Here is a 21,010-nt window from a genome sequence, read left to right on the forward strand (position 1 = left end):
CGGATATGGCTGAAAAGCAACATTACATGACGTTAGAAGGACAAGAAAAGATTGAACATGAATTGAATGAACTGAAGACGGTACGCCGTAAAGAAGTCGTTGAAAGCATTAAGATTGCCCGTGACTTCGGAGACTTGTCTGAGAACGCTGAGTACGATGCAGCGAAAGAAGAGCAGGCTATGGTCGAAGGACGTATCGCACAACTTGAAGAGATGCTTCGTAACGCCGTCATCATCAAAGGTGATGTCGCGGACAATTCAATGGTCGCAATCGGGAAGACGGTGACGTTCTTCATTCAAGCAGACAATGAAGACGAAACATATACAATCGTCGGTAGTGCCGAGGCTGACCCGTTCACAGGGAAAATCTCGAACGAATCACCGATCGCGAAAGCGCTTCTCGGTCGTACCGTCGGAGACATCGTGAACGTGCAAACACCTGGTGGCGACATGGTCGTCGAAATTAAAGAAATCAAATAATGACTAAAAGAGCGGCATCCAATTGGAGGTCGCTCTCTTTCTGAGGAGGCTATCACATGAAAATCGGAATCATCGGGGCGATGGAAGAAGAAGTGAACTTGCTTCGTAACGAATTGACAGAACGGACGGATACAGAGATTGCGAACTATCACTTCTATGAAGGATACCTTGGCAACGTCCAGGTCGTCATCTTAAAGTCAGGGATTGGAAAAGTGAACGCGGCCATCGGGACGACGCTCTTGCTCGACAAGTTCAAACCAGATGTCGTTATCAACACCGGTTCTGCCGGTGGCTTCAAGAAAGGGATGAAAGTCGGCGACGTCGTCGTCTCGACGGAAGTCCGCCACCACGATGTCGACGTGACAGCGTTCGGCTATGAGTACGGCCAAGTTCCGGGCATGCCTGCTGCCTATAAAGCGGACGCGCACTTGATGGACGTCTGTAAGGAAGTCATTGAGAGCTTGCACGATGTGAACGTCCACACCGGGCTGATCGTCACAGGTGACTCATTCATCAACGATTCAAAACGAGTCGCGGAAATTTTAGGACATTTTGATGGTGTCGCAGCCGTTGAAATGGAAGCGGCCCCGATCGCCCAGACGTGCCACCAGTTCGGAGTACCGTTCGTCGTCACACGTTCAATCTCAGACAGCGCCGACGAAGAGGCGAACTTGTCGTTCGATGAATTTTTAGAGACGGCATCGATCAACTCGGCGAAAATGGTCATGGCGGTCACGAAACGGCTCGGACAAAGTGAATAATTCGAGAGGGATGCGTTGACATCCCTTTTTCATTCCCTTATATTAGTACCAGATACTAAGAATAGGGGTTATAGCTATGAACATTGGAATCATCGGCATCGGTTCATTCCTTCCGGATAACCGGGTCACGAACGTCGATTTGGAAAAACGTATGGATACGAGCGACGAATGGATTCGGACCCGGACCGGGATCGAGGCGCGTCATTTGGCCGATGCGGACATGTCGGTAGCAGACATGGCGACTCGGGCCGCTAAACGGGCGCTTGCGAGCGCAGGGGTTGTGATCGAGGACATCGACGCGATCGTCTGCGCGACGGCGACGGCACCATCATTCCCGGCGACAGCTTGTCTCGTCCAAGCGAACTTAGGCGCGAAACGTGCCGTCGCATTTGACGTCAGCGCCGCCTGTAGCGGCTTCATCTTCGCGATGGATACGGCGAAGAGCTTGATGCAGTCGAAAGGCTTTAAACGTACACTCGTCATCGGAGCCGAAAAGATGGGTAATTTGATCGATTGGGACGACCGCTCGACTGCCGTCTTGTTCGGTGATGGCGCAGGTGCAGTCGTATTGGGGGAAGATGACGTCGCGGCAATCGATTCAATCGTTCTTGGGAGCGATGGTACGGGTGGGAAGTTTTTATATGAGAATGCAGATGGTAAAATCGTCATGAACGGGCGTGAAGTGTTCAAGTTCGCGGTCCGGAAAATGCCGGACATCGTGTTAGAGGCGCTTCATCAAGCCGGTAAAGACATTGCCGACATGGACGTCTTAGTCCCGCACCAAGCGAACCGCCGCATCATTGACGCGGCGATAGAGCGGTTAGGGCTCGCTGAAGACAAAGTAGTCGTCACGATTCAAGACCATGCGAACACATCGGCTGCCTCGATTCCGCTCGCGCTTGCTGAAGCAGTTAAAATTGGGAAGGTCACGGCCGGGCAAACGGTCGTCATTGCCGGCTTTGGTGCCGGGCTCACTTGGGGAGCGAGCTGTCTCACATGGAATAACGCTAAAATCACGGAGGAGATTTGTTCATGAAACGAGTAGTCATTACAGGGTTAGGTGTCGTATCACCGTTAGGCAATGATGTCACAGAAATGTGGGGTCGGCTATTGAACGGGGACAATGCGGTCGATACGTTGACGAAGATTGATATTAGCCAGTACCCGGCAAAAGTCGGCGCTGAAGTCAAAGAATGGAATATCGAGCATTTGGTTGAGCCAAAAGAAGCTCGGAAGATGGACTCGTTCATCCAATACTCAATTTTAGCAGCGGACGCCGCACATCGGGATAGCGGTCTAGATGTGACAGCGATGGCGGACAAAGTCGGGACGTGGATTGGGAGCGGCATCGGTGGCGTCGAGACGATCGATAAACAAGCGAGCATCTTGCATGAACGCGGACCGCGCCGGGTCAGCCCGTTCTTCATTCCGATGATGATCCCGAACATGGCGAGCGGCCAAGTCTCGATCTACCTTGGGGCGAAAGGACCGAGCAACTGCTCGGTGACGGCTTGTGCGTCGGGCACGAACTCGATCGGCGAAGCGTTCCGTGTCATTCAACGCGGTGATGCGCTCGCGATGTTCGCAGGCGGGGCCGAGGCACCAATCACACCGTTATCGTTTTCAGGGTTCTGTGCCAATAAGGCGCTATCGACGAACCCGGATCCGGCGACGGCCTGCCGTCCGTTCGATGCAAATCGTGACGGGTTCATCATGGGCGAAGGCGCAGGTGTCCTCGTTCTCGAAGAATATGAGCACGCTAAAGCGCGCGGTGCCAAAATGTATGCCGAAGTCGTCGGATACGGGATGAGTTCGGACGCCTACCATATCACGGCACCGTCACCTGAAGCTGAAGGTGGGTCGAAAGCGATGAGTGAAGCGATGCGTGACGCCGGAATCGCACCGGAAGACGTCCAGTACATTAACGCCCACGGGACGAGCACACCACTCAACGATATGTTAGAAACGAAAGCGATCCGCAACGTGTTCGGGGAATATGCTGATCAGCTCGCCGTCAATTCGTCGAAATCGATGATCGGGCATTTGCTCGGTGCTGCGGGCGGCGTCGAAGCGGTCATCACGGCGTTGTCGATTCATGAGGGTCAGATTCATCCGACGATCAACTGTGACGAACCGGCAGAAAACTGTGACCTTGATTATGTTCGAGAAGGAAAGCGGGAACTTGATATTCAGTACGCACTGAGCAATTCACTCGGCTTCGGGGGCCATAATGCGACACTCGCATTCGCAAAAGTGACAGACTGATTGTAGAAAAATAGGTTAAAAACGGGTAGGGTATAAGGGTTGGTCTAACAGAAGGGAGAATGCCGAATGAAACGTTTTATCATCGGTGCCGCCTTGTTGGGTTCAGTCCTTATACTTTTTTTGATCATTTGGAACGGACAACGCGAGCAGGCACGTGAACTAGTACCGCAAGAAGAACAAGTCGTGACGATCCACGGGGAGACGTTACCGGAGCAGCCGAACACGTTACTCGCCATCGATCCGAGTTCCCAGACGATATTGTCTCATGTCTATGAGGGATTGTATCGCTTCGGGGCGGACGGTGAGATCGAGCCAGGTCTCGTCGAGAACTTGACCCGGTCAGAGGACGGTGCGACGTACACGTTCTCGCTAAAGCCGAGTCAGACGGTGGGCGGCAAGGCGGTAACCGCCGAGACGTTCGTCGACCATTTTAGAAAACTCGCGGACGACGATACGAACTCACCGTTTAGTTTTTTACTTGAAGATGTTAAAAATGGAAAAGCAATCAGTCTCGGAACAGCCGAGCCGGAGACGCTCGGTGTCAAGGCGGTCGATGCGCAGACACTCGAATTGACGCTCGAGCGACCGATGGAAGGGTTCGAGGAGATTTTGGCAATGCCGGCGTTTCTTCCACAAACAGCCATCGGGGCTTGGCCAGAACTCGATGCGAACGGACCGTTTCAAATCGAATCGATTGACGCAGCCCAAGTGACACTGACGAAAAACGAATCTTACCATGACTCGGGTAACGTTACGCTCGAGCGCATCATCATTTGGGCGGACGCCGCGCTCGGGACGGAAGCGACGGGCATTCACCCGGTTCCTTATGGGACGGATGAAAGTGTGTTCGATTCACTTGAAAGTGAAGTGATTGACGTGCCTCGGAGCGGTGTCTTCTATTTGAAATCGAACGTCGATGAGTATCCGTTCGATGACCCTGACTTCCGCCGGTCGCTCGCGATTGCGCTCGATCGAGAGGCGTTCACCGATGCACTCGCCCGCGCCGAACAAACGACGGACCGCTTGCTCGTCACAGACGAGAGTGCGCAAGACGTCTCGTTTGAAGAAGATGCGTCTAGTTTGTTCGAGTCGGTCAAAGAGCGCTACGAAGAAGAAACGATTGACATCGAATTACTCAGCTTTGTCGATGAAGAAGCGAGACAAATCGCCGAGACGATTGAAACCGAACTTGAAAAACTTCCGGGGCTGTCTGTTTCCATCACGGAACTGCCGCTCGGTGACAAAGTTAGGAAAGAAGTCGCAGGTGACTATGCGCTGTCGCTGTCTGGTTGGCAACCGGATTATCCGGCGTACAGTGCTTATTTGACTCAATTTGAAACAGGAAATTATTTGAATTCGAGTGGTTATAAAGACGAGACGTTCGATCGGTTGATGGAGGAGGCACGCTCGACTGAGGTACTCGAGGCGCGGAACGAAGCGTATCGTCAAGCCGAAAAACGCTTGTTGGAAGAGGCAGTCGTTATTCCAATCTACCAAGCTGGAAGAACTTACGCGGTCGATTCCACCTATGCGGAAATTGGATTTCCGGTCATCGGTCCTTCGTACGTCCTAACTTTTTCAAAAGTTTATAAAAAATGAGCTAAAAGCCCGTCTCCCTAGGCGGGCTTTTAGCCTATGATAAAAATTTTTTAGAAAAATCAAAATAAATACTTTGCAAAATTATCAGAATATTGTATTATTGCATCAACGGGATTGTGGTAGCAAATTTTGTAAAGTTAACTTTCAGAATTTTCTACCATCGTTCATTTCGTTAAAACGAAAAAAATCAGGGGGTCATCGTATTGAATAAGAAAAAAGGTTTTGCATTAGCAACGTCGGTAACGCTTCTATCTAGCGCGTTCCTAGCAGCTTGCTCGGGTGGGGAAGAAGAAACAACGACAACAAACGGAGATGGAGGTTCAGAAGGTAGTGCAGATGAAGCGCAAGTCCTCAACTTGCTCGACAGTGCAGACATTCCTTCACTTAACCCAACTCTCGCGACTGACGCAGTATCGTTCAACGTCTTGAACAACGTTAACGAAGGTCTCTACCGTATGGACGAAGAAGACAACCCAACACCAGGGATGGCTGAATCACACGAAGTTTCTGAAGACGGTAAAACGTACACGTTCAAAATCCGTGAAGGCGCAACTTGGTCTAACGGTGAGCCTGTAACGGCAAACGACTTCGAATACGCTTGGAAAGAAGTACTTAATCCGGACAACGGATCACAATATGCTTACGTCATGTCTGTCATCGAAGGCGCTGAAGCTTACAACACTGGCGAAGGCGAGCGTGACGCGGTCGGCGTTACAGCAACTGACGATCAGACACTTGAAGTTAAATTGACAGCACCAGCTGATTACTTCCTTGGTCTCACAAGCTTCGGCGTATTTATGCCTAAACTTGAAGCGTTCGACGCGGAACAAGGCGAGAACTTCGGTACGTCTGCAGAGACGACGCTCTACAACGGACCGTTCAAACTCGAAAGCTGGGAGCGCGAGCAAGGCTGGAAAATGGTCAAAAACGACGACTATTGGGATGCTGAAGCCGTCAAACTTGACGAAATCGACGTTAAAGTCGTTAAAGAAGTTTCAACAGGCGTCAACTTGTACGAAAACGGCGACGTTGACCGTACTGGTTTGACTTCTGAACTCGTTGCTCAATACCAAGACAGCGAAGATTTCTCGACTGTCGTTGAGCCGACACTCTTCTACCTCCAGTTCAACACTGAAGTTGAAGCGTTCGACAACCAAAACATCCGTAACGCGATCGATGCGGCCTACGATAAAGCAGCAATCTCTGAAACGCTCCTCGCGAACGGTTCAGTACCTGCGAACTATCTCGTACCGAAAGACTTCGTAACAGGTCCAGACGGTAAAGACTTCCGTGAAGCGAACGGCGACATCGGCGGCTACGACGTTGATAAAGCGAAAGAACTTTGGGAAAAAGGGCTTGAAGAGCTCGGGACAGATTCTGTCGAAATCGAACTCCTCAACTACGACTCAGAGTCTGCGAAGCAAATCGGTGAGTTCATCAAAGGTGAACTTGAGAAGAACCTTCCAGGCATGACGCTTACGATCAAGCAACAACCGTTCAACAACAAACTTGACCTCGAGAACAAAGGTGACTTTGAGCTTACATTCGCAGGCTGGGGACCTGACTACCAGGATCCAATGACGTTCGTTGACCTCTTCGTTACTGACGGACCATACAACCGTGGTAAGTGGTCGAACGATGAATTCGACGCACTCATCGAATCTGCGAAATCGAACACAGATGCTGAAGCACGTTGGAAAGAACTTCAAGATGCAGAGAAAATCGTTCTTGAAGAGAACGCGATCTCGCCAGTTTACCAACGCGGATCAGCTCGTCTCACGAAGCCATACGTTAAAGGAATCGTTGAACACGGATTCGGCGCTGACTACTCGTACAAGTGGGCATTCATCGAAGGCAAAGAGCAATAAGCAACATTCACCAGAAAGAGACAGGGACGCCTGTTTCTTTCTTTTTTTGTGTTCTTCCATAAAGAAGCCGCCCAACGCATGCGTTGGGCGGCTCTGTCTTATTTTTTCACTTTGGCACGTTTCCGGCTTAAGCCCATCGCTTTCTCGATCTTGGCGAGGTTTTTGTTCGCGACCGCTTCGGCTTTCTCGCGTCCCGAGTCAAGGATCGCATCGAGCTCTGACGAGTCGACGAGTTCGTGATAGCGCGCTTGAATCGGTTCGAGCATGGCGACGACCGCTTCGGCGACGTCTTGCTTGAACGTTCCGTAGTTCGAGTCTTCGTATTGAGTCACGAGATCTGTTATCGAAGTACCCGTCGATAACGAGTAAATCTCGAGCAAGTTCGAGATGCCCGGCTTATTCTCCCGGTCGAAGCTGATGACGCCGCTCGAGTCCGTGACGGCGCTCTTGATTTTTTTACGGATGACGTTCGGTTCGTCAAGCATCGAGATGAAGCCTTTGACGTTCGCGTCCGACTTCGACATCTTCTTCTCGGGGTTCGTCAAACTCATGATCCGAGCCCCTTCTTTTTGAATGAGCGGCTCAGGAATCTTGAACGTCTCATAATAGCGTTTGTTGAACCGTTCGGCCAAGTCGCGCGTCAGTTCGATATGTTGTTTTTGATCGTCACCGACCGGCACGAGCTCTGTCCCGTAAAGTAGAATGTCCGCCGCCATGAGTGTCGGATAGATGAACAGCCCGGCCCCGACGTTATCGCTGCCTTGCGATTTGTCTTTGTACTGCGTCATCCGACCGAGTTCGCCCATCCCGGCGATACACGTCAACATCCATCCGAGTTGAGCGTGCGCTTTTACTTCTGACTGGACGAAGATCGTTGCCTTCTCAGGGTCAAGTCCACAAGCGAGATAGAGCGCCGCCAGCTTGCGGGTGTTGTCCATCAGTTCGACACGGTCGAGTTGGACCGTGATCGAGTGAAGATCGACGATACAATAGTACGCGTCATGTTCTTCTTGAAGATCGACGAATTGTTTCATCGCCCCTAAGTAGTTACCGAGCGTCACGACGCCGGTCGGTTTAATGCCTGAAAATATCGTTGCCATGCCTACACCTCCATAAAATATAAAAAACCGCAGTTCTCCGCCCGAAAAATCGGGACGAATAACCGCGGTGCCACCCAAATTTGCATGAAGTCATGCCACTTGATCGCGTTAACGGGCGTAACCGTCTCACCGTACTACCATTCAGGTGAGCCACTCTGAAGTCCATTCGCTTGAACGCTCTCCGTCTACTCGCAGCAACGTAGACTCTCTGGGGGAGAGGGGGTTCGAGGTACTTGTCTTCTTCCTCGTGTTTCTTATATTCTGCATTTAGTTTAGCATATTGGCGGAAAAACAAAAAGGTCAAACGAGGGTGATGACGTATGACAGGATCACACTGCCAATCCCGACGTATACCCAACGCCAAGCCGACTGTTTACGGACGGAACGTTCTTCTTTCATCTCGTCGTCGTCTTTTTCGTCTTCCTCATAATCGGAATCAATTTCTTTTAGTTTGGCGCGGCGGTTCCGCTTAAACCCATACATAATCCCGTCGAACAATCCTGAAGCGCTCATCTGTGAGAACATCCCGAACGCGAAGGCGATCATGCCGGCGACGAACAAGCCACCGCTCAAATGAAACGCGAACGATTCCGCGCGGTAATACGATACGTACGACCAAACCGTATAGGCAATTGTGACAATTCCCCAAACGATTAATATACTTCTAAAATTTTTCAATGTGACAAACTCCTTTCAACGTGACGACGTCAAATTGTCACGTTTGCTTATGGTTCTATGATACGCGTAGTCCCGCTATTATGGCGAGAAGGAAGTTTTTAAGATGATAGCGGTTTATTCCACAGTTGACAGTTTGATTAAAAATTTTTTACAATAGCCCTAACGTTCTTTCGTCGGATACTTTATGTAATATTCAGAAAATTAAAGAAAAAGAGTAAGATGTTAGTCCGACGGAATGCTAAGCTTCACGAGATTAGAAAGGGGACATCGCAATGAAGAAAAAATCGATTTTGCTAATGATGACACTCATCTTAGCGCTCGGTTCAGTGCTCGCCGCTTGCTCGACTGGCGGAGACTCTGACGGCGGTTCGTCTTCGAACGGAGAGAAAGTACTTCGTTTGACGGACACGTCTGACATTACTACAGCCGACCCGGCGCTCGCAACGGACGCAGTCGCGTTCAACTTGATCGCCAACACAATGGAAGGCCTTTACCGTCTTGATCAAGAAGGGCAAGCCGTTCCAGCCATCGCCGAAGGAGAACCGGAATTGAACGAAGACGAGACCGTCTACACGTTCACGCTTCGTGACGCCGAATGGTCGAATGGTGAGCCGGTTACAGCGAACGACTTCGTTTACGCTTGGCAACGTGCCGTGGACCCAGAAACTGGTTCACAGTATGCGTATATCATGAACACGGTAAAAAATGCCGAAGCCATCAACACGGGTGACCTTCCTAAAGAAGAACTCGGCGTGAAAGCAATCGATGAGAAAACGCTAGAAGTTACACTCGAGCGTCCGGACCCATCGTTCGTCTCACTCACATCGTTCGGTACGTTCACACCGATCAATGAAGCATTCGCAACTGAGCAAGGAGCGGACTTCGCAACAAACACAGAGAACCTTCTCTACAACGGTCCGTTCGTATGGTCAGAGTGGGACCGTGAACAAGGTTATGTCTTGACGAAAAACGATGCGTACTGGGATGCTGACAACGTCGCCCTCAACAAAGTCGACGTTCGCGTCGTCAAAGATACGTCAACGGTCGTCAACTTGTATGAAGCAGGCGATGTTGATTACGCAGGCCTCGCGTCTGAGCAAGTCGCTGCTTTCCAAGAAGACGAAGACTACAACACAGGACTTCGTTCAGCGGTCGGTTACTTCAAGTTCAATCATGAAGATGAAGTATTCGCTGATGTGAACGCACGTAAAGCAATCGCTCGTGCCGTTGACCCAGCCGGTATTGTCGACCAACTGTTGAACAACGGTTCGATTGCAACGACTTCGTTCATCCCGAAAGAATTCATCAAGTATGAAGACGGAACGGATTACACAGAAGGCGTACAACACTTCGAGACGAACACTGATGAAGCAGCAACGCTTTGGGAAGAAGCAACTGGCGGCGAAGCGATCACAATCGAATTGCTTTCATTCGACAGTGAAGTTTCAAAACAAATCTCAGAGTATATGAAAGGCCAAATCGAATCGAACTTGCCGAACGTGACGGTTAACATCTCGCAACAACCGTTCAACAACAAGCTCGAACGCGAAGCGAACGGGGACTACCAGATGTCATTCGCCCTTTGGGGACCTGACTATCAAGACCCGCTCACAAACCTTGGCATCTTCACGTCAGACAACGGTCAAAATGACATCAAGTACAAGTCGGCAGCATATGACAAGTTGATTGATGAAGCTTCGGCTGAAACAGAGATCGATGCCCGTTACGACAAATTCAAAGAAGCGGAAACGCTCTTGATCGAACAAGACCAAGCGATCATGCCGATCTATCAGGCCGGTGTCGCTTACTTGATCCGTCCGAACATCGAGAACTTCAACCGTCAACTTTTCGGTGCTGATTACCAGTACAAATACGTTGATATCAACTAAATAGGCGAGGGGACATGCGCAAGCATGTCCCCACTTTTCTAAAAAAAAAAGCGAATTGAGAGAAAATACTATTCAAATGTTTTGTTGGTAAAGTATAATGGAGTAACAGTGAAAATTCAGAATACTTCAGAAACTGAGAGTTTTTTGATTTTCATATGCTGTGCTAAGAGCCTTGAGATGACGTTTGACCTATTCTTTCAGAAAATTCCTTTCATTTTGTGAATTCAAGAAAAGGGAAATATGTCATAGTGACGCTGTTGGTGCAAGCATAGACACAATTAGAAAAACAGGGGGTTTTTATTATGGGACGTTATATTCTTCAGCGGCTGGTTTACGGCCTCATCACGTTCTTCTTGATTGCGACGTTCACATTTTTCCTGATGGACCTGCTTCCAGGTTCGCCGTATCAGAACCAGGAAAAATTGACGGACACGCAAATTCAGATCTTGAACGATCGTTACGGACTCAATGATCCGCTTCCAGTTCGTTACGCGACTTACTTAGGGAACCTTGTCCAAGGCGACCTCGGCGTATCGTTCCGTACGGCCAACCGGCCAGTGACGGAGTTGATCATGGAACGAATCGGACCATCGGCCCAGTTAGGTATTCAGGCATTAGTGCTTGGTACGCTGACAGGACTATTGCTCGGGATCGTTGCAGCGATTCGCCATAACACGTACATCGATTATGGTTCAATGTTCGTGTCGGTAATCGGGATCTCTGTCCCGTCGTTCGTCTTTGCGGCCCTGCTTCAATACTACGTTGGGGTAAAATGGGGCGTATTGCCTGTCGCGTTCTGGGACTCGCCGGCACATACGATCCTTCCGACCATCTCGTTGTCGCTCGGGGTCACCGCGTCGATCGCCCGTTTCGTACGGACCGAGATGCTAGAAGTGACCGGACAAGACTATGTCACGCTCGCGAAAGCGAAAGGATTAACCGGGAATGCAATCGTGTGGAAACATATGGTGCGTAACGCCATGATTCCAGCGATTACAATCCTTGGACCGATGACGGCTGCGCTACTCACAGGTACGTTCGTTATCGAGAAAATCTTTGCCGTTCCGGGACTTGGTGAATTGTTCGTAACGTCGATTACGTTGAATGACTATTCGGTCATCATGGGCACGACGCTCTTCTTCTCGGCTCTGTTCATTCTAATTATTTTACTTGTTGACTTGCTCTACGGAGTCGTTGACCCACGTATTCGTCTTGGGGGGGATAACTGATGATTGAAAATAAAAAAGATTTCGAGCAGTTCGACCAAGACATGTTCCAACGTGTCGAGATGAACGAACAGCTCGGTGAACGAATTGCTGGGAAAAGTTTGAACTTCTGGCAAGATGCATGGCTTCGTCTCAAGAAAAACAAAGCGGCCATCGTCTCGCTGTCGATCATTTTGATTTTAGTGTTGCTCGCGTTGTTCGGTCCGATGCTTTCAGCTCGTGACGCCTATGAACAAAATATCTCACAAGCGAAACTACCGCCTAAAGTCACAGGACTTGAGTGGGCCGGATTTGACGGCATGGCCAACCTCGGTGGGCGTGACATCAACTTCTATGAACAAAAAAACGTCGAAGAGAATTTCTGGTTTGGTACTGATTACCTCGGGCGTGATCTTTGGTCGCGTGTTTGGGAAGGGACTCGTATCTCGCTCTTCATCGGTTTGATGGCCGCAATCATCGATACGGTCATCGGTGTCGCTTACGGCGGCGTCTCGGCTTACTTCGGTGGCCGCATTGACAACATCATGCAACGGATCGTCGAGATTTTGACTGGTGTTCCTAACTTGATCTTGATCATCTTGTTCATCTTGATCTTTGACCCAGGTGTCTTCACCATTATCTTGGCGATGGCCATCACTGGCTGGATCGGGATGAGTCGACTCGTCCGCGGTCAAATTTTGAAACTGAAAAACCAAGAGTTTGTATTGGCTGCCCGTACGCTCGGTGCGTCAAGTAACCGTTTGATTTTCAAACACTTGATCCCGAACACGCTCGGTGCGATCATCATCACACTCATGTTCACGATTCCATCTGCCATCTTCTTCGAGGCGTTCCTCAGCTTCATCGGGATCGGACTTCAACCGCCACAAGCGTCACTTGGTACGTTGATCAACGACGGATACAAAGAGCTACGGACGTTCCCGTACTTGCTCGTCATCCCGTCAATCATCATCGTCTTGCTCATGGTCAGCTTCAACTTGCTCGCCGATGGCTTGCGTGATGCGTTCGACCCGAAAATGCGTAAATAATTTAAACAGAGGGGGACTCGTGCATGGAAACGATTTTATCTGTCCGAGACTTAGCAGTCTCGTTCCATACGTATGCCGGAACGGTACAAGCCGTCCGCAACGTATCGTTTGATTTGAAAAAAGGCGAGACACTCGCAATCGTTGGTGAATCGGGTTCTGGTAAATCCGTCACATCGAAAGCGATCATGCGTCTCATTCCGAACCCGCCAGGTGAGATCACGAACGGAGAAATTTTGTTCGAAGGAAAAGACTTGGCGAAGTTGTCAGAAAAAGAAATGTTGAAAATCCGCGGCCGCGACATCGCGATGATCTTCCAAGATCCGATGACGTCACTCAACCCGACGATGACAATCTTCAAACAGATTGCCGAAGGATTGAAGCAACACCAGGGATTGACAGGTGAAGATGCGAAGAAGCGTACGCTCGAATTGCTCACGCTCGTCGGGATCCCGAACCCAGAGGCACGTCTTAAACAATATCCGCACCAACTTTCAGGCGGGATGCGCCAACGGATCGTCATCGCGATCGCGCTCGCATGTAACCCGAAAGTGTTGATTGCCGATGAGCCGACGACAGCACTCGACGTGACGATCCAAGCTCAGATTTTAGAATTGTTGAAAGACATTCAGCAAAAAACGGGTACGGCTATCATCTTCATCACGCACGACCTCGGTGTCGTCGCGAACATGGCTGACCGTGTCGCCGTCATGTACGCCGGTAAAATCGTCGAAAGAGGAACGGTTGATGAAATCTTCTATGAGCCGCGTCACCCGTACGCTTGGGGACTGCTCGGATCGATGCCGCGTCCGACCGACGATCCGAACGAAGCGCTCCCGGCCATCCCAGGCACTCCGCCTAACTTGCTTGACCCACCGAAAGGCGACGCGTTCGCACCGCGTAATCCGTATGCGATGAAGATTGATTTCGAGAAAGAACCACCGATGTTCCAAATTAGCGATACACACTATGCAGCGAGCTGGCTCTTACATCCACAAGCACCGCAAGTGACGCCGCCGCGAGCGATTCGTGAGCTCGCGCTCAAGTATCGTCCTGACAGCGCGTTCGCAAAATCGATTTTGAAAGGTGGTGCTGAATAATGGAACGTGAGAAATTACTAGAAGTACGAGACCTGAAGCAGCACTTTAACATTGGTCGAGGCCGCGTCGTTAAAGCGGTCGACGGCATCTCGTTCGATATTTACAAAGGTGAAGTGCTCGGCCTCGTTGGAGAGTCGGGTTGCGGTAAATCGACGACAGGCCGTACGATCATCGGCCTTTACGATGCAACAGACGGGGATGTTCTTTTCAAAGGTGAGAACGTCCACGGGAAAAAGAATAAGGCTGAGAAGTTGAAATTCAACCGGGCTATGCAGATGATCTTCCAAGATCCGTACGCGTCGCTCAACCCGAGGATGACGGTCGCTGACATCATCGCCGAAGGCATCGATATCCACAGCCTTGCCAAGACGAATGAAGAACGGATGAACCGTGTGTACGACCTCCTCGAGACGGTCGGCCTCACGAAAGAGCACGCGAGCCGTTATCCACACGAATTCTCAGGCGGACAGCGTCAGCGGATCGGGATTGCCCGGGCACTCGCTGTTGAACCGGAGTTCATCATCGCCGACGAGCCGATCTCGGCACTCGACGTGTCGATCCAAGCTCAAGTCGTCAACTTGATGAAAGAGTTGCAACGGGACCGCGATCTCACGTACTTGTTCATCGCCCATGATTTGTCGATGGTCAAGTATATCTCAGACCGGATCGGCGTTATGTACCAAGGTCATCTCGTCGAGCTTGCATCGGCAGAGCGCCTGTACGAGAACCCGATTCACGCCTATACGAAATCGCTCTTGTCTGCGATCCCGCTTCCGGACCCAGAACACGAACGGACACGTAAGCGGATCGTCTACGAGTCTGGCTCACTTGGTGCTGTCGGACGATCGGATGAAGATTCGAGTATCCCTGCGCTTCGTGAAGTCGAACCAGGTCACTATGTTTCGCTCACAGACGCAGAATATGAGGCGTATAAAGCCCAGCTCGTCTAATACGAAAAGCCCCGAATCCAATTGGATTCGGGGCTTTTTTGCTCAAATGAAAACACCGTGGGAGACCCGGACGGTGTTAAGCGTTTGAGATGCGCGGCAAGTTCGAGAGACGCTCGACGACGGCATCGATGGAGCGGACGCGAGCAAGCGCATCTTCAATCTCCATTGTTTCATAATGGTGAAGGCCGCCCGGTTGTTCGACGAACGTGTCGGCATCATGGACGAGTTGTTGGAGCGGGGTCCGTTGGATGCGGCTAGGCGGAAGGTAAGAATCCGTATGAAGCAGGATCATGACGGAAATTTCCTTGGCCCGAGCCGGGTCTTCTCCGAGCCGGATCAACAGTTTATGCGCGCGTTCCGCGCCTTTGATGGCGTGGATATCGTTTTGACGATACAAGTCATAGTTCCACTTGCCTTCGGTGTACCATTCGTAATGACCGATGTCGTGGAGCAGTGCAGCCTTCGTTGCTAGATCGGTGTCGAGTCCTCGTCGTGTCGCCAATTCGAGAGCGCGTTCACAGACGTCGACGGCATGTTTTAATCCAGATCGTGTCAAGTATTTCTGGGTGACGTGATGCTGCATGATCGTTTCTAACGTGATTCTCATTCGTGCTCTCCTCCTTGGTGATTTCAAAGATTATTTCTATTAACTATACGGGAATGGATAAGTAAATGCAAATTTGGAACGTGTGAAATCATGATTTTTTACGAGATTGTTCAACATTTTTCAATAGGATGTGCTATAATTTAACTATAGATTAGTGCAACTTTAAGATTTTCAGATACAGTAATGGTTGGTTTTTCCTTTCGTCCATGGGGGGTGAGAGACCATGAAAGAGCGTGACAAAGTACTGCAACAGAAAAAGAAACTGTTAAAAGAAGTGCTCAAGAAGAAATTGAAAGACTTGCAAGTGAAGCCAGGGAAAGAAACGGTGTCACAACCGGTTTCTCGGATTCCAGCTTCGTAGAACGGTCGATCAAGGTCGCATTCTTCTGAATGCGTCCTCTTTTCTTCCCCGGATGAGAAAGAATATCATTGAAGTTTCAGTAAATAAGAATTATTATAATTACGTGAACGAGATTTTGGGTATACAAGAAGAGTCACGAAAAAATGGACGAACATTTGATCAGGGAGGAACGAAAATGGTCACACTTTATACGTCTCCGAGCTGTACATCGTGCCGAAAAGCACGGGCTTGGCTCGAAGAGCATGATATCCCATTTACAGAACGAAACATATTCTCAGAACCACTCTCACTCAATGAGATTAAACAGATTTTACGCATGACAGAAGACGGCACAGATGAGATCATCTCAACCCGCTCAAAAGTTTTCTCGAAAATTGATGTATCGGTCGACGCACTTTCGCTTCAGCAGTTGTACGATTTGATTCAAGAATATCCGGGCCTCCTTCGCCGTCCGATTTTGATTGATGAAAAACGCCTTCAAGTCGGATATAACGAAGATGAGATTCGTCGGTTCTTGCCTCGTAAAGTTCGTACGTTCCAACTTCAAGAAGCGCAACGACTCGTCAACGAGTGAGGAAGCATACTGTCCAAGCAGTGTGCTTTTTATTATCTCGTTTTTCCGATAAAATAGTGATACACACCCCATCATCAATAGATTGACAGGTGAAAAAAAGGGTACTATGATAACAAGACAATTTCCCCTCTCCTCCTTAAGAAGTAGGAGTGAGGTCAGAAGGGAGTGGACAATCGTGAAAATTGAGCGCATCAATGACAATACCGTCAAGTTTTTCATCACTTATGTCGATATCGAGAAACGCGGATTCGCCCGGGATGAAATTTGGTACAACCGAGAACGTGGTGAGCAGCTGTTCTGGCAGATGATGGACGAAGCGCACGAACGGGAAGATATCTCGTTCGATGGTCCACTATGGATACAAGTACAAGCGTTTGAAAAAGGGCTTGAAGTGACTGTCACGATCGCCAAAAATGTGATCGACACAGAAGACGACGCAGAACTCGGCTCGCTCTTGCGCAACGCAATCGACGAAGCGCGTGATCAACAGTCTGTCCTTGACCAGTTGAGTGAACTCGATGAAGTCGAAACTGAACCGGAGGCGTGGGCTCCGTTAGCCATGGATACGGATGACTTTGAGGCCATTATCGCTCTGAGCAAACGGGCCGGTGATACGTTGGATAACGTCACCCTCAAGTTATTCCATTATGAAAACCGTTACTACTTGTGGATCGACTTCCCGGACGAGATGGAGCCGGAAGAAGAAGAGAACGTCCTCAGTCTTTTAGCCGAATATTTGTCGTTCAGTACGCAAACCCTCGCTATGCTCGAGGAGTACGGTAAACCAATTCTCGACGGCGACGTGTTCTCGAAAGTACGCCACTATTTTTAAACTCGAATCGCCTGTTCAAACGGACAGGCGACTTTTTTACTAATTGATACATATGAAGAGGTGACTTGATGTTCAAGCGTTTACAATTGATGTTGTCAGACAGTACGTGGTTCGTCCCGTTTTTGTATGGGACAGGCGGTATCGTATTAACGTTTCTGACGCAATACTTCGGTAGCTTTTTCCGCGAACTGTTGCCAAAAATCATTTATTTGGATCAGGATTCAGCCGCTTCCGTCCTTTCGTCGTCGTTCACGAGTCTCATGACGATGATGACGTTCAGTTTCTCGACGATTTTAGTCGTGCTGACGACGTATTCATCTCAATTCTCGCCCCGTACAATCAATAACTTTTTAACGAACTCGGCTTCGAAACATACGCTCGGTATTTTCATCATGACGACTGTATACGGGATCACGAATTTATTTCTCATTCGGACATCGGAAGAGGACGCCGTCCTCGCCTCAGGTGTCAGCGTCGTATTAGTCGTCAGTTCGATCTGGGCGTTCGTCAAGTTCATTCAGACGATTAGCGTCTCGATTCAAGCTGAACGCCTGTTATCGTCCTTACATCGAGAAGCATTATCCGTCATCGTAAAACAGAAGCAAGCGGTCGAAGACGGAAAGGTGAGCATCGTGCTGAAACGATCGGTCCATACGTTCGAAACAGGGCAAGCGGTGTACGCCTCGCGGACCGGCTATGTTCAATTGTTCTCGAGCGAGAAACAAGAAGATCACGACATCAGTTTCGAATCGGTCGTCGCGGTCGGCGACTTTGTGGCGGAAGGAGATATTCTCGGATATTGGCTAGGGGATGACGCTCTCGACAAAGATGTGTTTCAAATCGGCGAGGTCCGTTCATCGATCCAAGACCCGGCGTTCGTCATTGAAAAATTGAGTGAGATCGCCCTTAAAGGAGTATCACCGGGGATTAACGACCCGAACACGGCGATTCATGCGATTCACTATATCGGGGATATCTTACGGGAATTGAGCGAACTTCCGGAAGGGGATTTCGTCTTCTCAAACGGTAAGAGTGATTGGCACATCAAACGGAAAGCGATGGAAGCGACGTTATTCGAGGCGCTCGCGCCGATCAAAACGTACGCGAGCCATGACATTTTCGTGATGGCGTCGATTTTCGAGGCGATCCGGATCGGACGCCTGCGCGCTCATCCAACGCATCACGACACGTTTGAAGAATTCGTCGATTACATTGAAGACGTGCTCGCATGGGATGATTTGCATCCGCGCGAAAAGGCGTTCTTGACGACCCAGATGATGCAAGCGAGGAAAATCAAGGCATAATATATAGCTGTTCGCACAAAAGCGAAAGGGGCCGTCTAATTCGTAGACGACCCCTTTTCGCGTTCAAGACAGGCTGTAACCACCATCGATGGTGATGGCTTGGCCGTTAATATAGCTCGACGCATCACTTAGCAAGAACGTGACGACCGGTGCGACTTCTTCCGGTGAAGCGGCGTTCCCGCGGAAATGGTGGCTCATCGCGTCTTTGAATTTTGCCTCGCCGCCGTACAGCTTATGGCTGAGCGGCGTATCGACTGGTCCGAAGCAGACGGCGTTGAAACGAATCTTTCCTTTCATCCGGTGGGCGAACGTCTTCGTCAAGGCGATGACGGCCGCTTTCGAAGCGGCGTATGGACCAAGCATCGGCGGGAATTTGACGTGTCCGACGATCGCTGCGTTGTTGACCACGCTAGAACCGGTCGCGAGGAGCGGGATTGCGCGTTGAATGAGGCGGTTTGTCGCCAACACGTTCAGTTCGAACACTTCGTCAAAAGCAGAGGCTGGCAACCGTTCAGGCGTACCGGGGCGACCGAACGTCGCGGCGTTATTGAATAATCCGTGCAGGACGACTTGATCGGCTGCGAGGCGGTCCATGAGTGCCTCGACCTCGTCAGCTTGAGATAAATCACATTTCAGGAACGTGATGGTGTTATCCGATTCGAGTTCTAGTGCCGCACCTCTCGTCTCATCACGTCCGACGCCTAAGACGTCGTGTCCTTCTTCTGCCAACCGTAAGGAGACCGCACGACCGATGCCGCTCGTCGCCCCCGTTACTAGAAAAGTTCCCATATTTTCTCCACTCCCTCAAAAAGATATCGTTCCGATGTATAATTAATAATAATACATGACAGAAACGGGGTCAGTTTATAATATGTTGCGACGCATACAAGTACTATTATCCCTTCTTTTGCTCGCAGGGCTCATTGCCGTATTATCTTATTACTGGAGCTCGCAAGTGATTGGGCTGTTCTCGATCCTCGTCTTTCTGACGACGTTTAGCATCCTGCTCGTCATCTTGCTCGAGAACCGTAATCCGCAACGAACGCTCATCTGGGCAATCGTCATGCTCGGATTTCCGGTCGTCGGTTTATTCGCATACTTCGTCTTCGGTCAAAACTATCGGCGGAGACGCATGTTCAATGAGAAGGCGATGTTGGATGAAGAAACGTATCTCGCTTATCGGCAAAAAGCGATGACACTCTCGCCATCGCTCGTGTTTCCGCACGATGATTACGAGAAGTTGCTCCACTTAACGTCTTCATTGAATCAATTACCCGTCTCGTCGAATACGTATACACAAATCCTCACAAACGGAAAAGAAAAGTTTTCGAAACTATTGCCAGCCTTGAACGGGGCGACGCGTCACATTCACCTCGAGTACTACATTTTCCGGGAAGATCGTATTTCTCGGGAAATTCAACGGATTTTGATCGAAAAAGCGCGGTCTGGGGTCGAGGTCCGGTTTTTGTATGATGCGGTCGGGTCGATTCATACGAGCAGTTCTTTTTTCGAAGAGATGCGACAAGCTGGTGTCCACGTGCAGGCGTTCTTTCCCGTCGTCTTACCGCTCGTCTCGAGTAAAACGAATTATCGGAACCACCGGAAGATTGTCGTCATCGACGGGACAGAAGCGTTCACGGGCGGTTTGAACGTCGGGGACGAGTATTTAGGAGAGCATACGAAGTTCGGATTTTGGCGTGACACGCATCTATACGTCAGAGGGGAAGGGGTATCGGAACTGCAGCTGATTTTCCTGCAAGACTGGTACTATATGACGGGTGAGCGCTTGTTCACACCGTTCTACCTAGAGCCGCTCGAGACGGTGCGGAGCGCGAGCGGCGGTGTTCAAATCGTCGCCAGCGGACCGGACGAGCCGTATGAGACGATGAAGTCGATTTATTTCGCGCTCATCAACGCCGCAAAAAAATCGGTATACATCTCGTCACCGTACTTAATTCCTGACGAGGATATTATGAGTGCGTTGAAGACGGCTTCTTTGTCGGGGATCGATGTCCGCATCGTCTTACCGAGCTTCCCGGACCATAAAATCGTCTTCTATGCGAGCCGATCTTATTATGAGGATTTGCTCAGCGCTGGCGTAAAGATTTATTTGTACGAGGAAGGATTCATGCACTCGAAAGTCATCGTCATCGATGACGGTCTGGCGACGATCGGGACGGCGAACATGGACTTCCGTAGTTTTCATCTCAATTTTGAAGTGAACGCACTGCTGTACAACACGAACTCGGTTCATCAGCTCAAGCAAGACATCTACAAAGATTTTGAAGGGTCTCACGAGTTGGAGTTGGGCGCGTTCGCAGAACGATCTTATTTCATCAAACTCGTTGAATCTTTGGCACGAATGTTTTCACCATTATTATGAGGGGGAAGC

At 49.9% G+C, this 21,010-nt stretch carries 20 protein-coding genes and 1 other annotated feature; of the genes, 16 read left to right on the forward strand and 4 right to left on the reverse strand.

The genetic code is table 11. The features are described from left to right. The first annotated feature begins 5 nt into the window (after nucleotides 1-5). The 6 genes from greA (at nucleotide 6) to EVJ28_RS00205 (ending at nucleotide 6,972) form a co-directional block, all read left to right on the forward strand. Nucleotides 6-479 carry a transcription elongation factor GreA gene (gene greA / locus EVJ28_RS00180; protein ID WP_131457315.1) on the forward strand — a complete coding sequence of 158 codons (474 nt, stop codon included), beginning with the start codon at nucleotides 6-8 and terminating at the stop codon, nucleotides 477-479. Between the two features lie 56 nt (nucleotides 480-535). Beyond that, the gene (gene mtnN, locus EVJ28_RS00185; RefSeq protein WP_070327645.1) at nucleotides 536-1,240 is read left to right on the forward strand and encodes a 5'-methylthioadenosine/S-adenosylhomocysteine nucleosidase; all 705 of its coding nucleotides are present in this window, start codon (nucleotides 536-538) and stop codon (nucleotides 1,238-1,240) included. Between the two features lie 76 nt (nucleotides 1,241-1,316). Next, a complete protein-coding gene (locus EVJ28_RS00190) occupies nucleotides 1,317-2,276 on the forward strand; it encodes a beta-ketoacyl-ACP synthase III (protein ID WP_131465417.1) in 960 nt (319 codons plus the stop codon). Continuing rightward, complete coding sequence (fabF, locus tag EVJ28_RS00195; RefSeq protein WP_131487790.1) at nucleotides 2,273-3,505, forward strand: beta-ketoacyl-ACP synthase II; 1,233 nt, start codon at nucleotides 2,273-2,275, stop codon at nucleotides 3,503-3,505. The genes EVJ28_RS00190 and fabF overlap by 4 nt, the downstream gene beginning before the upstream one ends. A gap of 66 nt (nucleotides 3,506-3,571) precedes the next feature. Next, entirely contained in the window at nucleotides 3,572-5,104 is a 1,533-nt protein-coding gene (locus EVJ28_RS00200) for a peptide ABC transporter substrate-binding protein (protein WP_131487792.1), read from the forward strand. A 203-nt stretch (nucleotides 5,105-5,307) separates the two neighbouring features. Continuing rightward, the gene (locus tag EVJ28_RS00205) at nucleotides 5,308-6,972 is read left to right on the forward strand and encodes a peptide ABC transporter substrate-binding protein (RefSeq protein ID WP_131487794.1); all 1,665 of its coding nucleotides are present in this window, start codon (nucleotides 5,308-5,310) and stop codon (nucleotides 6,970-6,972) included. Nucleotides 6,973-7,070: 98 nt separating this feature from the next. Here EVJ28_RS00205 and trpS read toward each other — a convergent pair whose 3' ends face one another. Together trpS and EVJ28_RS00215 are read right to left on the reverse strand one after the other, a co-directional pair. Beyond that, nucleotides 7,071-8,072, reverse strand: a complete 1,002-nt coding sequence (gene trpS, locus EVJ28_RS00210) for a tryptophan--tRNA ligase (protein WP_131469631.1) — start codon at nucleotides 8,070-8,072, stop codon at nucleotides 7,071-7,073. Between the two features lie 47 nt (nucleotides 8,073-8,119). Next, nucleotides 8,120-8,327: a binding site (T-box leader), on the reverse strand. 45 nt (nucleotides 8,328-8,372) lie between these two features. Continuing rightward, nucleotides 8,373-8,750, reverse strand: a complete 378-nt coding sequence (locus EVJ28_RS00215) for a DUF3899 domain-containing protein (RefSeq protein WP_131457302.1) — start codon at nucleotides 8,748-8,750, stop codon at nucleotides 8,373-8,375. A 272-nt stretch (nucleotides 8,751-9,022) separates the two neighbouring features. Between EVJ28_RS00215 and EVJ28_RS00220 the strand changes: the two genes are divergently transcribed. The 5 genes from EVJ28_RS00220 (at nucleotide 9,023) to EVJ28_RS00240 (ending at nucleotide 14,940) form a co-directional block, all read left to right on the forward strand. Further along, nucleotides 9,023-10,639 (forward strand): peptide ABC transporter substrate-binding protein, encoded by a 1,617-nt coding sequence (locus EVJ28_RS00220; protein WP_131457300.1) that lies wholly within the window; start codon nucleotides 9,023-9,025, stop codon nucleotides 10,637-10,639. 302 nt (nucleotides 10,640-10,941) lie between these two features. Continuing rightward, on the forward strand, nucleotides 10,942-11,868 hold the full coding sequence (opp3b, locus tag EVJ28_RS00225; RefSeq protein ID WP_131469629.1) for an oligopeptide ABC transporter permease: 927 nt from the start codon (nucleotides 10,942-10,944) through the stop codon (nucleotides 11,866-11,868). Next, on the forward strand, nucleotides 11,868-12,893 hold the full coding sequence (opp3C, locus tag EVJ28_RS00230) for an oligopeptide ABC transporter permease (protein WP_131457296.1): 1,026 nt from the start codon (nucleotides 11,868-11,870) through the stop codon (nucleotides 12,891-12,893). Before opp3b ends, opp3C begins: the two co-directional genes overlap by 1 nt. A 23-nt stretch (nucleotides 12,894-12,916) precedes the next feature. After that, on the forward strand, nucleotides 12,917-13,990 hold the full coding sequence (locus EVJ28_RS00235) for an ABC transporter ATP-binding protein (protein ID WP_071399491.1): 1,074 nt from the start codon (nucleotides 12,917-12,919) through the stop codon (nucleotides 13,988-13,990). Next, complete coding sequence (locus EVJ28_RS00240) at nucleotides 13,990-14,940, forward strand: ABC transporter ATP-binding protein (protein WP_131457294.1); 951 nt, start codon at nucleotides 13,990-13,992, stop codon at nucleotides 14,938-14,940. Before EVJ28_RS00235 ends, EVJ28_RS00240 begins: the two co-directional genes overlap by 1 nt. Nucleotides 14,941-15,016: 76 nt before the next feature. Here the strand turns inward: EVJ28_RS00240 and EVJ28_RS00245 are convergent, their stop codons facing one another. Next, the gene (locus EVJ28_RS00245) at nucleotides 15,017-15,547 is read right to left on the reverse strand and encodes an HD domain-containing protein (RefSeq protein WP_131457292.1); all 531 of its coding nucleotides are present in this window, start codon (nucleotides 15,545-15,547) and stop codon (nucleotides 15,017-15,019) included. 223 nt (nucleotides 15,548-15,770) lie between these two features. Here EVJ28_RS00245 and EVJ28_RS14185 point away from each other — a divergent pair, with 223 nt between their 5' ends. The 4 genes from EVJ28_RS14185 (at nucleotide 15,771) to EVJ28_RS00260 (ending at nucleotide 18,618) form a co-directional block, all read left to right on the forward strand. Continuing rightward, nucleotides 15,771-15,908 (forward strand): hypothetical protein, encoded by a 138-nt coding sequence (locus EVJ28_RS14185; protein ID WP_167331259.1) that lies wholly within the window; start codon nucleotides 15,771-15,773, stop codon nucleotides 15,906-15,908. 175 nt (nucleotides 15,909-16,083) lie between these two features. Further along, the gene (gene spxA / locus EVJ28_RS00250) at nucleotides 16,084-16,482 is read left to right on the forward strand and encodes a transcriptional regulator SpxA (RefSeq protein ID WP_015881217.1); all 399 of its coding nucleotides are present in this window, start codon (nucleotides 16,084-16,086) and stop codon (nucleotides 16,480-16,482) included. Between the two features lie 175 nt (nucleotides 16,483-16,657). After that, nucleotides 16,658-17,314, forward strand: coding sequence for an adaptor protein MecA (gene mecA / locus EVJ28_RS00255; protein WP_131457290.1), 657 nt, complete (start codon nucleotides 16,658-16,660; stop codon nucleotides 17,312-17,314). A gap of 68 nt (nucleotides 17,315-17,382) precedes the next feature. Further along, entirely contained in the window at nucleotides 17,383-18,618 is a 1,236-nt protein-coding gene (locus EVJ28_RS00260; RefSeq protein WP_131457288.1) for a DUF2254 domain-containing protein, read from the forward strand. A 63-nt stretch (nucleotides 18,619-18,681) separates the two neighbouring features. Here the strand turns inward: EVJ28_RS00260 and EVJ28_RS00265 are convergent, their stop codons facing one another. After that, nucleotides 18,682-19,407 carry an SDR family NAD(P)-dependent oxidoreductase gene (locus EVJ28_RS00265; RefSeq protein ID WP_131457286.1) on the reverse strand — a complete coding sequence of 242 codons (726 nt, stop codon included), beginning with the start codon at nucleotides 19,405-19,407 and terminating at the stop codon, nucleotides 18,682-18,684. 82 nt (nucleotides 19,408-19,489) lie between these two features. On the opposite strand from EVJ28_RS00265, the gene cls reads away from it, so the two are divergent. After that, nucleotides 19,490-21,001 (forward strand): cardiolipin synthase, encoded by a 1,512-nt coding sequence (cls, locus tag EVJ28_RS00270; RefSeq protein ID WP_131457283.1) that lies wholly within the window; start codon nucleotides 19,490-19,492, stop codon nucleotides 20,999-21,001. Nucleotides 21,002-21,010 lie beyond the last annotated feature (9 nt).

Origin of the sequence: Exiguobacterium sp. SH3S3 (assembly GCF_004337115.1) — a bacterium.
Taxonomy (GTDB): domain Bacteria; phylum Bacillota; class Bacilli; order Exiguobacteriales; family Exiguobacteriaceae; genus Exiguobacterium; species Exiguobacterium aurantiacum_A.